Here is a 15,541-nt window from a genome sequence, read left to right on the forward strand (position 1 = left end):
CCTATATTAAATGGGGTTAGGCTTCGTTACCGCGATAAACAAGAGTGGTTTGGTCTTTAGTGACTACGCTATGGCCCGACTCGACCACTCGAATCGGCATAATGCCACTGCCTGCAGCAACGCTCTTAAACCTCACCGCTTCACCTGGTACCCAGCCACCACCGAATGCCTCTTTAGGTATCGTGAGGTAAGGCTTACCCGCTAAGGGGTTTTGCGGGGTGAAATTGTTGAGAGTGTCACCCGAGGCAATAAAACCGACCCGGCGGCCAATAAAGTTAAAAGCAGTAGCTGAGGTAAATTGGATCAGCCAATCCTCATTAATGGCGGCGTCATTAGTCACCACTATCGGATAATCAATGGTATTCATTGAAGCGGTGGCCCCTGCCCCGTCAACCTCCCAGTTATCACTCCACACGGCTAAATCTCGCACGTTCTCAATACGAGCCTGTTGATCCCCAAGTATCTGTACACTCGATACTGTGGCGCCAATTGGGTAACTTCTCGATAGCGCTTTAGCTAACTGCAGTTGGCCAGACTCAACCGAGGTCACTAAGGCGCGTTCGCTTAAGGTATCGCTGATAATGAATGGCGCGGTGAAACCAGTAAAATCGCTGTTTAATGTGACTACGCCTGTGGCCTTATCCACACTGTAATGATCTTTGGTACCCGTCCAAAGACTTGCCCCAAGCGAATCGGTGATATCCACAAAATCAGCATCGGCTCTCACATTAACTTTGCCACCTGGTGCGGGAGAATTTACCGCCTGAAACTGCACATGCTGAATTGATATCGTTCCCCAAGGGTGAAAGATATCAACGAGTCCTTTTTCTGGCAGTCTTAAGGGGTTTAGCTTGTAGATCTCTGGGGGCGGTAATAAGTCCACCACTTCACTAATGTCATAGCGCAAAGTGGATAATCTAACCGCTTGAGAAAAGCTGATATCAACAAATCTACCTGAGATAGAGCCGCTAATACTGGTACCAGTAATGACCCCAGCTTCATCACTACTCGCACTTAACAATGAACCTGTGACCGTTTCAACCTGCAGATAAAAACTAGTGAATAAAATAGCGTTGTAAGGGATAGAAAATTGTACCCCGGTATCTGACTCGCTACCGCCGACAAGCGCATGATAACTAAGGGAGCTAAACCCTTGCTCTAGAATAAAGGTACCATCACTATAATTTAAAATAGCGGCTCTATACTCAGAGCCATCACCTCTACGCACGTAAAGGCCATCTTCAAGCTCATAAAGTGGCTCAGAGTTAGAACCAATGGCCCAGTTAACGCGACCTGTGAACGTTCCTCTGATAATGTCTTTCTCTGCAGGGAATGGTTCCGCATAATAGTGAACAGCATATCGAATACTTGAAATATAGCTCACGGTAACTGCTGTATTGATATCAGGTTTACGCGATAAAGTGGCACTGATCTCATTGTTAGCCACGGTAATAATGGCGTCTGCACCACTATACAATTTCCCATTAGCGGTATATTGAATCTCTGGCACAAAATCAACAGTAGCAAGATCACTTTGCAACACATCAGTCACAGAGAAAAGGTAAGTTTGAGCGCTGGTTGCGACTTGGGTAAGCGTTTTTTTAACCAGATCTGCACCATTGGTACTCAAAGATAATCCGGGGTGGCTAACTAAACTGCTCACAGTCGGCAATAAGCCTTGTACTGTCTCTTCAACCTTTAATATTTGGCCTACGCTGGCCTCTGCCAACTTACTAACCCCATGGTATTTAACTTGCGAGGTGCGGTTAATCATTCTCAGCACAGTGCATTGTGTATCGTTGTTGATAACCACATCACTATCGGGAGTAGCAAACGGGATCCCTGGTTCAAAAGCAATCATGCCACGACTTGAATTTTGACCACCTTGAGTCACTTGAGCGTAGTGCGTTAAGCGTGGCCAGTTACCATCCTCATTGCCACCATATTCGACACTGATAGCGATAATGTCACCCGCTCTAAGATAAACATATTGTGGTTCGTTACCAGCGTAATCCCAGCGTTCTAGGTTGGCAGTGCTAAAAGCATTTTGATACTGCAGAAACCCCGACATTCCCGCTCTGAGCTTTTGCCCGGCAACAACATCACTCTCGAGCATTTCACGCATATCTGATAATTTCGCGGCATCCGTCATACCGCTAGACTCAGCGAGTAACATAGTCACTAATGGATCACTTGGGGGCTCAGAGAAAAACACATGAGCATCGAGTAAAGTTTCTGTGCCTGGTGTATCTAAACTTGGATAACACTTAACAATGTCGATTGCACTTTGAGCATGATCAATATCAGAGATAGGCAGGAACAGATCATTAACCTTACCATTGGTCACTTCATTTCTGGTTCTTAGTCCACCCGCATTATCATCGTTGCCTAAGCGTTCGGGCTTAAAGAGCTTTAAATCATTTCTATTCATAGGGTGCCTACACGGTTAAGAATCGAAAAGTCGCATCGGTTAAATCTTCATGACCGCCAAATTCCTCAAAAAGGTTGGTGCCCGTGACAGCGGCGCCTTGGGAGTGGTCCCAAATCACTTGGAAGCTTTGGCCATCGATAACTAAAGTAAATTCGATGAAGCTAAGAAAGCTGTGCTGTTGAACCTCTTCAAACTCAGTTCTGGTTATCCAAGTATCTGAAGTGCCAAGCACGATGGTTAGCCCTGCAGCAATTGGGACTTGATTGATATGAGGAGCCCCATTAAGTGCGCGAGTCATACTAGTAGCGACTCTCTTTTGCTTATCCCTGTTAAGCCATAACAAGGGCTCTGAGAGAGTTATGGTGTCTATCTCGGTCATTATCCACCTACTTGCTGTTGGCGTGTCATTTCGGCCATAAGCTCAGCCAGAATGCTCTTTGATGTCTTGCTGCTGAAGCGCTTATCCCCTATCTGTAAAACCAAGACAGTTTCGTCTAGCGATGAGGTCGAGGGTTGAGGGGATGGAATGGGTACTGGGGTGGTATTAGCTTTTGCTGGTGCTCTCTTAGCTGGCTCAGAAACCTCTTTGACCTGTGAGGTGTTAGCTTGTTGACTACTGGCTTTATCGGCTTCTTTCTGAGCTTTAAACTCGGCCATCTTCATGGAATGAATACGCTTTAGAATGCGCTCAGACTCCTCTAGTTGGGCTATCAAGTTTTCATCGCCTGTCCGTTGAGCCTTAGCTAACTGCTCTTTGATATTAGCAAGCTCGCGCTCATATTCACGTTTTTCAATCGAAGCCTGATCACCCTCTAAGTTATCTAATTCATCCTTAAGAGCTGATAGCGTATCTTTAGCGCTACCGCGCAACTCATCCATTTTATCTTTAGCAGTATCAATCGCCGAGGTGAGCAAACTCATATCCTGCTCATTAACTAAAGATAAAGTGCGTGACGCCATCTCAGCTTTACGCACCAAATCTAAATTGGCACCACCGACGCCATCTAATGCCTCAGTTAATCTTAATAACTCAATCCTCTGTGCATGATAAGCCGCCTGGGTTTTCTTGCTCACTATTACCGATTCGATAGCGAATGCTCTAATGCCTGTAAAATCAATAAATGTGGCAAAAGCATCCTCCATTCTATCTATTTCTTGAGTTAGACTTGCATATTGCTGCCTGGCCTTTTCTAGCTCACTCGAATCATCGACTAACTTATTCTGGTGATAGAGTAGGTTTTTAAAATAAACCGTGGCGCCTTCACTCAATTCTGCGATCTCAGCCGTCACGGCTCTTAAATGATCGGTAAACGCCTCAGCTATACCAGCTAAACCTGACCCGGCTTGCTCAGCGCTCATGGTCACACCATCCATGGTATTAGATATGGTAGTACCTATACCTTTTGAGTCTGTTTCAACCTTATCTTTGGTATTTCCAGTTTGTTCCCCGAGCCCTTTTTGAACATCATTGAGTCGCTGGTATTGAGCTATAAGTTGTTCAAGGCCTGCGGACAAACCTAGGTTTGCGGCTTCTTCACGTATAGTTGCATCAACTTTCTTATCACTGGCAACAGCAGCCTGAACAGTTGCCTCGGCATATTTCAAAAAAGCCTGATTCAACTCATAAGTTGAAACAGTTCCTTCTTTTGCTCCCTTCTTAATCACCTGATAGGTTTTTTTTGCAGCTTGTTCTTGGTCTTTTAACGTTTTGACCGTGGTGATGCCCGCCTTGGCCATGATATCTTCAAGTTCTTTTGCACTGGCCGCTTGCTGTTGTTGTAATTGAGTTTGTTTTTTCTGGGTCGCTGCCAGCTTTGCCGTGATCTGCTCTAAAGATTTCTGCGCAGACTCATACTTCTGAACTGAAGCTGTACCTTGAATAAATGCGTGGCGTACTTCTACTAATGTTTGCTGTGCGAGTTGCTGCTGGGCCAATAACTCAGCCTTAGTCGCAGCCGTGGCCTTGATAATAGAAAGCTCTAATTGCTGCTGGTTTTTAATCTGCACCTGCTGGGCAACAGAAAGCTCTAAGGTGACTCGGCCGAGATCGTTCTGCGCTTGCATAAACAAATAACTGGCTTCACCACCTTTTTGGGCACCATCGACCAATTCTGCATAAGCCTGCTTAGCGGCAAGCTCCTGCGCTGTAAGCGTTTCAATCTGCTTATTACCTGCAGCAACAACCTTTTCGGCCTCACTCACCTGAGTCGCGGTACTCTTTACAGCTTCGGTTGCTATGTTTTGATAAGCGGCAGTAGTATCGGTTTCAATGGTATTGGTAACTTGCGCCCAAGCGGCTTTGATATCTTGACTGTCTTGTTCTAACTGCCTTAAATAACCTGCAGATAATGCATTCAGTAACTCAGAAGCCTTACGAATTTTAGCCGCACTTTCTTCACCACCTAGAGATTCAACAAAAATGGCAAAACCTTCTGTCATTAAGGCCCAACTTTTAGTGGCCACAGCTGCGACACTAGCAATACCGGCACTGATTGAATTCCAAACTATTTTTATTGAACCTGAAATAACATTAAGTGCTTCTGAAAATGCAGCAATGTTGTCCAGCATCCCCTTTAGGCTACTGCCACCATCTCTTAAAATAGAGGAGAAAAACTGGCTAATATCTTCAGCCGCCGCTTTAATTTTTCCGTCTTGATTTAATCTGTCGAACTGTTCATTAAGGTCCTTGATGAAATCAACGGCTACCTGATAAACACCTGAATCAGCAATGATCCGTTTGAACTCTTCAAATTTGTTGGAGATCAGATTAATTTGGCCGGCTAGCCTGTCGAGGCTTTTAGATGCTTGGCCATTGGCTTGCTTACCCATCTCATCAAATAGGGCGGCAAGGGTTTCACGACCCAGTAGACCACTTGCTGATAGCTTTTGAAGCTGAATTGTATTTTTACCTGTGACCTTTTCAAGCAGATCCCAAACAGGTACACCGCGTTCTACCAGCTGCAAGATCTCTTCACCCTGCAGTTTTTGTTTAGCCCATGCTTGACCGACCGCAAGAATAATACCCTCTAACTTCTCCTGACTCCCTCCAAGCCTGGCGTTGTAATCGACCATGGATTGCAATGCACCATTCATCGGGTCGATACCAAAAGTTTTCAAAGAAGCAAAAGCACTCTTCACACTCTCGAGACCAGTACCTGTTTTATTGGCAAACTCTTTTATCCAGGCTGTCGCTTGCTCTCCTTGTGCAATTGACCCCATCATGGCAGACATTTGCACAGTAAAAGCCCTGGCATCATCACCAGTGGTCAAGATCCCCTTCAAGCTTTCCCACAATCTATCAATACCGATATAGGCACCAGCCATAGCAAGTAAACTTTGTGTGGCCGATCCAATAGAACCACCAAAATCACGGGCTGATTTTTTCGACTCTGTAAGTAATTTATCATGGCGAGAGAGCTGCTTATTTACACCGCTTATCGCGGTCTTTGCTGCTACTTGTTGCTGTTTTAACTCTTTGCTGGCATCGGCCAGCTTATCCATTGAGTAACCGGCTTGAGTCAGTTTATTAACTTGCTGCTCGAGCTCAGTCTTATTCTTACCTAAGCTGGTCGCTAACTTGTTAAGCTCAGTTCTTGAATTCTTAACTTTAAGGGTATACTCGGCTTTCTTACGACCAGCCTCATCGGCGCTGATACCAATAGCGTCGAGTTCATGGCGCTGCTTATTGAGAGCAATACCCAGCGCTTTTGCGCTGACTTCTGTAGTCGATTGCGCTTGCTCTAATTGTTTAAGATCACGGCTTGCTTTATTGAGTGCAGCGGCCTGTTCCTTACTGGCTTGACTGCCCTTTTCTTGCTGTGCAGTAAGCTTATCGACTTGTGTGCGAGTGTTACCTAACTGCTGCTCATACAGGGCTAGTTGTGTTTTGGCTTGTTGGTATTCTTGTTCGGTTTTCTCAGTTTGAGCTGATGCTTCTTTATGCGCACCATCAAGCTGCTTAACAGCGGTAATGGCCTGTTTTTGTTCCTTGACCAACTTATCAAGGGCAAGGCTATTATCGGCATAGGCTTTTTCCCCTTTACTGATGGAACGCGTCAGATCATCAATCGAGCTTACGGCACCTTGCAGATCTTCAAGCTCACGCAAGCGTTCATTTAAAATTTCACTTTGCTGGGCCAGATCAGCTAATGCCTTTTCAGACTTATTAGCTTCTGATGAGAAAAGGTCTTTCCCCTTGATGATCAGGTTGACGACTTGATCTTTAAAACTCATCGATAGCACTCCAATAGATAAACAGGTTCAACAAAATGAAAAAACCATCACCACTCTCGAGTTATCAATAGTGGTGATGGCTTATGGGGTCACAGAACAAAAAGAGTGTTATGCGGCACTTCGAACAAAGAATTTAGACTTACCTGTTGCAACAATAGAAGCATTGGCAAGCACGCCGCCCTCGATGTCGAATGAACCAAAATCATCACCAATTAGATCAAGTGAAGAAGTTGGGCTTGGCTTCCACTTATAGAACTTTAAGGTCCAAGGTTTACCTGTGGCATCGTTAATACCATCAATAACCACTTTCACCTCTTTACCCGATTCAACCAGTGCTTGTAGGGCGTTACCTGCTTTTGAGGTGTAACTCACCTTGATAGCTTGCCCTTCAGTAATAGACCCTGTGCTTAAAGGCCTGATACCACCAGCGCTAACAATGTAATCAACATCGACATCATAAGTGGTGGTGCCAGCGTCATTTTTCACTACAGGAAAAATACTGGTATCGATCATCTTTGTAGTATCACAAAGGCCATCAAGAACGGCAGTTAATGCCTCATCGGCCACAGAACCAGCAGCAACGACTTCGACCTTGCCACGCAAACCAAGAGCCATATTTTCATTACTAAAATCATTCATGGTGGCTGATAACTTCACCGACTTAATCTTAGTAACCTCAGCAGAGTTCCCGCCGCCACCGCGATAGTTCGGTTGAGATTTTGTTTCTTGCTCGATATCAATTTTAACGCCGCTGGCATTACCAACATCACGACCATCGACATACATAATGCCTGAGCCGATGTAGCTCTCGGTTACTGTTTCACTCATAGTAAATCTCCAAATTTAACGGTTTGAGTTATTGAAAGGGTGATAACCGCTAAGCCATGCTTTTCATGAACTTCGGGCATAATGTATTTACAGGGTTCTACTTCGGTAAAGCTGATCACACTAGCAAGCCACGAGGGTTTAGCCGGGTTACGCTCCCCTTTGAAAAACGCTTCCCGGATCTGCCTGACAGCATTAATAAGTTCAGCAGTAGGCTTAGCCGTTGAGGTCAACTTAACCCCCACAACCAGTTGCAAACGCAAATCATCTTTATAGGGATTGTTACCTGAGGGAATTTCGGCAGAATCTTGATGAGGTTGAACAAAAATAAACTTGCTCTTGCTGGCTGATGATTGCGTGTAGAAACCTTCGCGCACGTCAAATCCATCAACCGCTTCAAGGCGAGTGATAATTGCATTTATCATGAGATCCCTCGGCTGATTAAGCCATGTTAAGTAATATGCTGGGTATATCGCTTGCGAAGGTAAAGACCGATTTTTTCATCTATCTCCGGACGAATAACCCCAAAACTCCCCGCCACTGATGGACCATAAGACGACTGTTGAATGTCGCGCCAACTGTTATCACCTTTCTCTCGAATAGCCATTAACGCATTGCCATTGCGGCCGGTGAATTGAAAGGCACCACGAAAAATATGGGATTGGTTACGAAGCAAACTAATGCTATAGCCTGAACTAACTTGGCGAGCAGGTTTAGTCTTGGCATTGCGAGTTCTTCGAGTATTAACAAAACGCGTTAAAGTACTGGCTCGGTAGCGTGAATAGATTCGCGCCTGTAAAAACCTAGTCTCAATTTGAACCCTAATATTGTCATCAACATAACTTCGAGACTTAAAGCTATACCGATTAAACACTGCGTCTACCGCAGTGATTTGACCATATATGGCAGTGTCTTTAATTGCTTGAGCAATTGCAGGCTCTTGCTGGCTTCGTATTCTTCTGAGCTCTTTACTGACTGATTCAAAACCCCTTAAATGCACCTTATTACTGGCCATCAGTTGCCCTCTTAACGCTAAATTTCTACATAGATATAAACAACGCTGATGCTATCCACCTGGTAAATCTGAGTTAACCGACACTGCTTACCCGTAGATTGAAAATCACCTTGCCCGTCAAGAACGCCAAGTTGAAACAGATCATCGCAATGGACAGGCCCATCACTTAGCAGAAACTCAGCCATTGTGACCGGTTGAGGTATGTACTCTTGCGAGGTGTCTGGCTCAGTGACATAAGGAACGACACTACGATTAACAGCTTCCCCACCCGAATCGGGAGTAAACTGGCAAGTATCAGCCAGTTTACGAAAGGCTCGTTCGAGCTTAACTGCTGCCTTAGCGGCAAAATTAACCATTAATTTTTACCCAGGCAGTATCTGATGGGTTACCTGCCGCAGCCCATGCTTTACCCGCTGAGGTATTACCCGATGCCGTAGAGGTAATGTTGCCATCGGCCTTAATGTAAATTTGTGCACCTTGACCGATATCATCAGCTTGCACTTTAGGCAGTTCAAATACACCGGTGGTGACAAAGGTGCCTTCTTTATTAGCTTTCACATCACCCAATGCAACAGCAACAAGCTTACCGATTAACGCCGTCGCCCCACTGGCAACATCGGCAGCGGGGGTATGATCAATAGTATTACCATCACAGATTTGATTCTTCATAACAGGTTTCCTGATATTTATCGCGCAAATAAAAAGGGGAACTCAATAGTTGAGTTCCCCTTGTGTCTACTTCAGTTTATATGAGGATTAAGCCACACCCGTTGACTTAGTTAGCCCTCGATAATCAAGAGGTGCAACACCTGCATCGATACGAACTTTAGTTGCCACACCATCAATACTAAAGCCATCTTGCTGTTCAATGTATGGCGTATCGTTTCCATCAAGATACGCGACTTCGATAGTATCTCTGCCCTGACCGGCTGCAAGGTAAAACTCTTTTTTGCTATGCATTCCAAGACGAGCCTCTGAAATCACTTCAGCAAAATCTTGGATTGGGTTGGCAATACCTGAATTCACATCAGCACCTTTAACCGATGATGATTTAATAATCTGTGTGATAGTACGCTTAAGGTTAGGGGGAACGAGTGCAAACTCGGGCATGATATTTAGTGCTCGAGGGTTCTTACCGCCTGTGGTTTGGCTTTCCATCAACTCAGCCAATGCGCCTAATGATTCGACGCCTGGAACCCCTGTACCTAAGTTGCCATGCTCCGCGTGGAATAGTGCCTTACTATCTCCCATTTGGGGATTTTTGGTTAAAATTGCATAGACAAGATCCGCGATAGTCGCTTTAGCTGCGCCTCCCATTTTCATCGGAATAGAAGTAAGCTGATCCATATCATCATTAATAATGCACTGGCGAGTAACAGTAAAAATCTCACCATAAGTAGCAAGCGCAATATCCGCCCCACTGTCACCTAAAGTGACATACTTGTACTCAGCACCTTCACGAACCTGACGCAATGCATCAAATTCGCCTAAACCAACTCGCTTAGAGACTTTAAAATCACCTAACTGGCCTTTTTTGGTCCAACGTTCAAAGGTTTCTTGCGCCATTTCCCAGCCTTGTAGCACCGACTTATTGGCTACATCCAGTAAGATGTTGCCAAAATCAGATGAGCTGTGAGTAAACGCCAGGCCTACCATTTGCATCTGATTAAGCCCCGCAATGCCGATACCGCGATCGGCAAGAGAAGCACGGGCTAACTCTTTCAAGTTATAGCTTGAATAACCATTATCTTTTTCAGCTTTAACGTGACCGGCTCGCGCCATCAAATGCGCACTGATAGAGTCACCGACTAAGTTACCGTTACCGGAATAAACACTCACGCTTTGAGGCTGGGGAGATGCGGGATCTGTATTTTGGCCAAGAGACGCTAAAATTTTGTCTTTAGCACCTGAAGCATCTATTGCCGCATCGGCAATACAGCTATTCTTCAACTCCCCAAACTGAGGAAACAAAGCGAACGCCGCATTGATGCCGTCAATTCGCTCTTTATTCATCGTTGCCGCAGCGGCAGAGATATCAGCTTGTGAGGGCTGGTTTACTTCAGTGTTCGCGGGAGTTGGCGTATTGGTAGCACCAGGATTATTACCCTGTGGTGCAAACAGGTTTTTTAGAGCTTCTGGCATATTGGTAAAATCCTTCATTCGTTTCGAGCTTAGTGATGCTGCCATCTGCAGCGGATCGGTTAATGTGTCTGCGAAGCCTTTTTCAACTGCCTCGCTACCTGTAAGCCAAGTTTCACTGGCCAGTAAATTATGGAGATCATCATCGCTGAGCCCTGTTTTTTGTGCGTAGGCTCCTACTAAGTTGCTTTCAACCTTATCGAGCAGATCGGCATATTTGCGCATATCATCAGCATCACCTAAGGTGCCTCCCCAAGGCTTATGCACCATCATCATGGCGTTCTCGGGCATAATGACCTCATCGAATGCCATGGCGATCACTGATGCCATAGAGGCTGCCAATCCATCAATATGGCACACCTTTTGTGCCGGATGACCTTTGATGATGTTGTATATCGCCATGCCTTCAAATACATCGCCGCCCGGACTATGAATTCTGGCAGTGATTGAACTCACTTTGCCTAGGGCCTGTAGATCTTGGGCAAACTGCTTGGCGGTAATACCCCACCCACCAATTTCGTCGTAAATCATCAACTCGACATGACCATTTTGAGCTTTTAACTGGTACCAGTTTTTATCAGGGACCGACTGGTCATTTATTGTCTTGCTGGTCATGCCTTGCGGCGCGATTAGCATTGCGCTTGTCGGCATTGCCGCGAGCATTACTGTTGCTGGTATTGTTTTGTTCACTGCTAGATTCTCCAAGTGAGGGATCGGGGTCGTTGGCTGTCACCATGTCGTTATCGCGGTTGTATTCCAACTCTCGCTTACGTTGGCGCTTTACCTCAGCAGGATTCCTGCCTCGAGCACGTGCCCACTCAGCCTCGGTTGCAGCATTACCGGCTATCATCATTTCCCAACCCTCAGCTTCTTTACGGGGGTCAATCCAAGGCATAGTTGGACCATAATAAACAGCATCGAACAGGGTGTTTATATTGAGATTTTTAGGTAAGTTAAGTGGGTCAACTTTATTTAACTGCTCCATTTTTAGCCAGTTCCGGTAAACAGGCCGAGACCAACCAGCACAAAACCATTGCTGCATGATGCGGTTTGATTCGTCTTGCTCTACGAGCTCTTGGCGTTGGCTTGAATAACTTCCCTTATAATCCCGAGCAATAGAGGAGTAACTGCCTCGCGTTCCTGCTGCCGCAGCTTTCATCTGACCATTACGAAAATCAACCAAATGAACATTGGGACGATTAGATTCCAAAGTGTCGATGTCTTCACCAGGTGCCAAGGTGGTTGTCATACCCGGACTAAATTTTATATCTTGGGTATTTGCTTCCTCAGGATTAAACAAATCAGGCGTGCCGCGCTTGATAACAAAAGCCAGTGCAGCAGATATGCGTGCAGCAACTCGCTCAGACTCTTCATAATCTTTGATATCAGCAAGGCGGGTCATGATGCCGTGAAACAGACTAACGCCTCGAAGTTGATGTAAACGCTTAAATAAGCCCAAGTGCAACATCTTTGCTTTGGCGACAGGTTTAGTCTTATAACGAAACCCTTTCTGATCTGCGGGATGGTCGAGTAATACGTGATAGTTAACTACCTGGCCCCAACCATTCACCTCAAAGCCTTGTCTGATCCGCTTAGCAATATCATTAAGTTCATAAGGAATAAAATCAGGCTCTAATGCTTCAATCGAGTAAGGCGTTCCCTGCTCATTGGGATGAATGAGCTTAGGCACTTTACCCAATACATGCTGGCCAAACACCTCACCATCTCGCAATGCTGTACGCAAACACAAACGCTCAAGCTCAGGCCGAGAATATCGACCTGTAACATCAGGCTTTAACGACCAGTTACCAAAACGGCGCTGCAGATCGTTGGCCAAATCATCAAGAATATTGCCATCGAGATCACGAGGCTGAGGCTCTACAACTATCCCTTGAGCTCCTACAACTCGCTCCTCCATTCGGTCAAGAATGCCGATACTGAGATCATGATTCTCATCTAACCAGCGAGCCTGCTCACGCAAGCTTTTACCTGCAGCAAATACAGCTTGGTTAGCCCCTCTTCCCTCTTTTTTAGCCTTGTGAGTTCTACTCGACTTTGCCGCTTCATAGCCTTTTATCGCTTCAAAGCTTTGTTGTGCAGCCTCTCTATTTAATGCCCACCTTGGCGAAATATGAGAAATAGCATTATTTATCCAGCTCATTACTAATCCTTAAATAGTTATTTAAAAAGGGCTTAAAACTGAGCCTGACCAAAGCCGCCATTAGGGCGAAAATATGAAGAAACTCGGCGCTCCCACTCCATTCGACCTTTCCTGATCTGTTCAAGATCTTCCATTCCCATTGTTTTGCCGTTAACTATTACCGTTTTTCCATCAAGCACATCCAGCTCAGCTGTGACATATGCATCCACCATTTTTTTTGCTAATGCTTGGCTCATAGCCAGCCTCCTGTGCCGGTATCACCCAACCAGTTATTGGTTTGAGTTGAACGTGATTCTGAATGGGGTTTTTCTGACTCGAATTGAACACTTTGCTCATTATCGATGTCGTTAGCTGCAGCAACGTTGCCTTTGGCCATTTTTTCTAAGTCGATGCCAAAGCGTTCCATGGCGATATATAGGGCTGCTAAGGCATAAACCAAGCAATCAAGAGCTTCATTGCGCCTACCACCAGCATCCCAGCGATAAACAATGCGGCCATTTCTGCGAACCGCTATTTTTCGCTCGGCAGTCAACTGCTGTAGCTCGACATCATCACAAATGGATTCATTGAGAGGCAGATGAATAGCCCCAGGTTTACGAACGTGCTGATCGGGCGCAATACGAAGCATCGACATAATCAGCTCTTTGGCGTTGTCGGTACCGACTTCTGTCAGATAGACACCCTTGTTATTTCTTTTGCGAGGAAAATTAGCGATTGGCTTGCCATAGACATTAGCCCCCTTGATGGGTATGACCCGCATAGGACCAAGCTTTTTACTCATGGCGTAAACAGTATCGGTATAATGACCACCACTATCCCAGCCAACGAGCCCCAACTCTAAACGCACACCATCAGCGTGAATATAGCTTTGTTGCAAACGCTCAGTGACTTTATCTAGCAATACTTGGCTCGCGGGATCCCCATAGAGAATAAATCTATCGACTAAGCAGCACTCTTTACCAGGTCCCCATCCCCAGATGCGACCTTCATAACGATCATCTTGGGTATCCACACCGGCGGTGAGGTACACCACCCAATCGGGGACTTTGTTCTCGGGATACATTTCACGACGCCGAGATAAATCTTCCCACTCTAAGCGCTCACCATTGTCAGCATCCCATGGCTCACCCAGTTTCGTATTAACGAAAGTCTTTAGTTTTTCTTGATCGCCTCGACACTTAAGGAAGTCTTTAACCAATTTTGCCCAGGTCGTGAGCGGGTTATAGGCAGACCAGATATAAACAGCAATATTATCCGGGGTGGCACATTCAATGCCGTCAGCATCAAAGAAGCTAAGAAAGTCTTTTGTCTTAAGTCCTGTTTTTTCGCATACCCACATCGCATCAGGATGCTCTTGCATTGCCATTAGTGAGGCATTCTCTATTACACAGCCATTATGCTCACAGCAGTAATAGGCAGATTCAGGCTTACCTTTAGGCCACTTAATCCCAAATGGCTCTGTTTTACCGCCAAACTTCAAACTCTGACGTTCCTCGCAATGAGGACAAGGCAACATAAATCGAAAGTGATATGGGCTTTCACTACAGGCTTTCTCTATTTGGCATTCGCCTAATACCTTAGGCGTTGAACCTCTAATAGATTTAGGGAATGCTGACAATTCAAAACGGGTATCACCTAAAGTCGTGGCATTACCCTCTTTTTCAATATCAGCAAGAAACGCAGCCAGCTCATCATAGGTGCATTCATCAACAGATATTTCACGGTAGTTTGCAGCTGCAGTACCACCTCTAACATGCAAGGTTTTACCATTGGTAAAAAACTTGGTGTCTAAAGTGCTGTCTCGATGCTTTTTACCTAGCCAAGGCGCTAGCTTCCGCCAAATGGGAATATCCCGAATCGCAGATTCAACATGAGCCTTCATAAACTTTTTAGCCAAACCATCAGTTGGCTGATAAATCACTGAGTTTCGTTTCTTGTGCTCAATCTTGTAGGCCGTGTTAGCCATAAGCATCTTGGTATAGCCCACCCGCGCCGATTTCATGAAATTCAGCGTGGTGATCTGGTCGTTCCCCATGGCATTGAGAATGCCAACCTGAAACGGTAATGAAGTCCAGCGGCCTTCTGAGTAACTGCTCTCAGATGACATATAAAAATGCTGATCTGCATATTCACTGCAAGTGAGTAATGGTGGCCTATAGAATGAACGTAGCCCAGCCGATATCGCCGCTTTCAGACTCTTAATCTGTGCTAGCGAGATACTCATCTAATAGTCCTTCCATTTCGCCAGCTAATTCAGCACAGAGGTTTTGCCCGGTGATAACCTCTGACTTAATAGAATCAATCATCTTCTCGGGCGTATCGGGAAATTTACGTTTTATCTGCAAGGGGATTTGATCGAGTATCGGTGCAATCTGAGCAGCAATTTTTGACAAAAAAAAGGTAGAGAACAAAACCTCTACCACCTCTTTACGATCTTTTTCATTTTTCAGCTCTTGGCCATCGGCTTGCGCCTTAGTAAGCCGATATCGTTCATAATCGATATTAGGCTTTTCAGGGTCAAAATCATCGAGGGATGATTGTTGTTTTTTGCGCTCATTACCTATTCGATTAGCAACCACATCGGCTACTGTATATAGACGTTCACGGCCTTTTTTACTATGAATAGGTACCGCCCATTTATCGAAAGCGGTTGTGCTGATCCCCAGGCTTTTGCACAAGTCAGATTTATTGAGTAATACTGGCTCAACCTCTTTTGCTGTAATACGAGCCATAGTTA

General features: G+C 45.3%; 13 protein-coding genes. All 13 read right to left on the reverse strand.

Translation table 11 applies throughout. From position 1 onward, the window contains the following. Positions 1–16 precede the first annotated feature (16 nt). The gene (locus sps_RS25220) at positions 17–2,431 is read right to left on the reverse strand and encodes a hypothetical protein (protein ID WP_077755015.1); all 2,415 of its coding nucleotides are present in this window, start codon (positions 2,429–2,431) and stop codon (positions 17–19) included. A gap of 7 nt (positions 2,432–2,438) precedes the next feature. After that, positions 2,439–2,810, reverse strand: coding sequence for a hypothetical protein (locus sps_RS25225; RefSeq protein WP_077755016.1), 372 nt, complete (start codon positions 2,808–2,810; stop codon positions 2,439–2,441). Beyond that, positions 2,810–6,664, reverse strand: coding sequence for a tape measure protein (locus sps_RS25230; protein WP_077755017.1), 3,855 nt, complete (start codon positions 6,662–6,664; stop codon positions 2,810–2,812). The genes sps_RS25225 and sps_RS25230 overlap by 1 nt, the downstream gene beginning before the upstream one ends. Positions 6,665–6,772: 108 nt before the next feature. Further along, positions 6,773–7,492, reverse strand: a complete 720-nt coding sequence (locus tag sps_RS25235) for a phage tail tube protein (protein WP_077755018.1) — start codon at positions 7,490–7,492, stop codon at positions 6,773–6,775. After that, the gene (locus sps_RS25240) at positions 7,489–7,914 is read right to left on the reverse strand and encodes a hypothetical protein (RefSeq protein ID WP_077755019.1); all 426 of its coding nucleotides are present in this window, start codon (positions 7,912–7,914) and stop codon (positions 7,489–7,491) included. The genes sps_RS25235 and sps_RS25240 overlap by 4 nt, the downstream gene beginning before the upstream one ends. A 26-nt stretch (positions 7,915–7,940) precedes the next feature. Continuing rightward, on the reverse strand, positions 7,941–8,504 hold the full coding sequence (locus sps_RS25245; protein ID WP_077755020.1) for a hypothetical protein: 564 nt from the start codon (positions 8,502–8,504) through the stop codon (positions 7,941–7,943). A 17-nt stretch (positions 8,505–8,521) separates the two neighbouring features. Continuing rightward, entirely contained in the window at positions 8,522–8,860 is a 339-nt protein-coding gene (locus sps_RS25250; protein ID WP_077755021.1) for a hypothetical protein, read from the reverse strand. Continuing rightward, complete coding sequence (locus tag sps_RS25255) at positions 8,853–9,173, reverse strand: DUF2190 family protein (RefSeq protein WP_077755022.1); 321 nt, start codon at positions 9,171–9,173, stop codon at positions 8,853–8,855. The genes sps_RS25250 and sps_RS25255 overlap by 8 nt, the downstream gene beginning before the upstream one ends. Before the next feature lie 87 nt (positions 9,174–9,260). After that, positions 9,261–11,333 carry a ClpP-like prohead protease/major capsid protein fusion protein gene (locus sps_RS25260; RefSeq protein ID WP_237157947.1) on the reverse strand — a complete coding sequence of 691 codons (2,073 nt, stop codon included), beginning with the start codon at positions 11,331–11,333 and terminating at the stop codon, positions 9,261–9,263. Continuing rightward, positions 11,236–12,804, reverse strand: a complete 1,569-nt coding sequence (locus tag sps_RS25265) for a phage portal protein (RefSeq protein ID WP_077755024.1) — start codon at positions 12,802–12,804, stop codon at positions 11,236–11,238. Before sps_RS25265 ends, sps_RS25260 begins: the two co-directional genes overlap by 98 nt. A 32-nt stretch (positions 12,805–12,836) precedes the next feature. Further along, on the reverse strand, positions 12,837–13,040 hold the full coding sequence (locus sps_RS25270) for a hypothetical protein (protein ID WP_077755025.1): 204 nt from the start codon (positions 13,038–13,040) through the stop codon (positions 12,837–12,839). Then, entirely contained in the window at positions 13,037–15,028 is a 1,992-nt protein-coding gene (locus tag sps_RS25275) for a phage terminase large subunit family protein (protein WP_077755026.1), read from the reverse strand. Before sps_RS25275 ends, sps_RS25270 begins: the two co-directional genes overlap by 4 nt. After that, the gene (locus tag sps_RS25280; RefSeq protein ID WP_077755027.1) at positions 15,003–15,536 is read right to left on the reverse strand and encodes a terminase small subunit; all 534 of its coding nucleotides are present in this window, start codon (positions 15,534–15,536) and stop codon (positions 15,003–15,005) included. Before sps_RS25280 ends, sps_RS25275 begins: the two co-directional genes overlap by 26 nt. Positions 15,537–15,541 lie beyond the last annotated feature (5 nt).

Origin of the sequence: Shewanella psychrophila (genome assembly GCF_002005305.1) — a bacterium.
GTDB lineage: Bacteria > Pseudomonadota > Gammaproteobacteria > Enterobacterales > Shewanellaceae > Shewanella > Shewanella psychrophila.

Bases quoted from the DNA above. Each gene is read 5' to 3' on its own strand.
- sps_RS25220 (WP_077755015.1), bottom strand. From the start codon at position 2,431: ATGAATAGAAATGATTTAAAGCTCTTTAAGCCCGAACGCTTAGGCAAC.
- sps_RS25225 (WP_077755016.1), bottom strand. From the start codon at position 2,810: ATGACCGAGATAGACACCATAACTCTCTCAGAGCCCTTGTTATGGCTT.
- sps_RS25230 (WP_077755017.1), bottom strand. From the start codon at position 6,664: ATGAGTTTTAAAGATCAAGTCGTCAACCTGATCATCAAGGGGAAAGAC.
- sps_RS25235 (WP_077755018.1), bottom strand. From the start codon at position 7,492: ATGAGTGAAACAGTAACCGAGAGCTACATCGGCTCAGGCATTATGTAT.
- sps_RS25240 (WP_077755019.1), bottom strand. From the start codon at position 7,914: ATGATAAATGCAATTATCACTCGCCTTGAAGCGGTTGATGGATTTGAC.
- sps_RS25245 (WP_077755020.1), bottom strand. From the start codon at position 8,504: ATGGCCAGTAATAAGGTGCATTTAAGGGGTTTTGAATCAGTCAGTAAA.
- sps_RS25250 (WP_077755021.1), bottom strand. From the start codon at position 8,860: ATGGTTAATTTTGCCGCTAAGGCAGCAGTTAAGCTCGAACGAGCCTTT.
- sps_RS25255 (WP_077755022.1), bottom strand. From the start codon at position 9,173: ATGAAGAATCAAATCTGTGATGGTAATACTATTGATCATACCCCCGCT.
- sps_RS25265 (WP_077755024.1), bottom strand. From the start codon at position 12,804: ATGAGCTGGATAAATAATGCTATTTCTCATATTTCGCCAAGGTGGGCA.
- sps_RS25270 (WP_077755025.1), bottom strand. From the start codon at position 13,040: ATGAGCCAAGCATTAGCAAAAAAAATGGTGGATGCATATGTCACAGCT.
- sps_RS25275 (WP_077755026.1), bottom strand. From the start codon at position 15,028: ATGAGTATCTCGCTAGCACAGATTAAGAGTCTGAAAGCGGCGATATCG.
- sps_RS25280 (WP_077755027.1), bottom strand. From the start codon at position 15,536: ATGGCTCGTATTACAGCAAAAGAGGTTGAGCCAGTATTACTCAATAAA.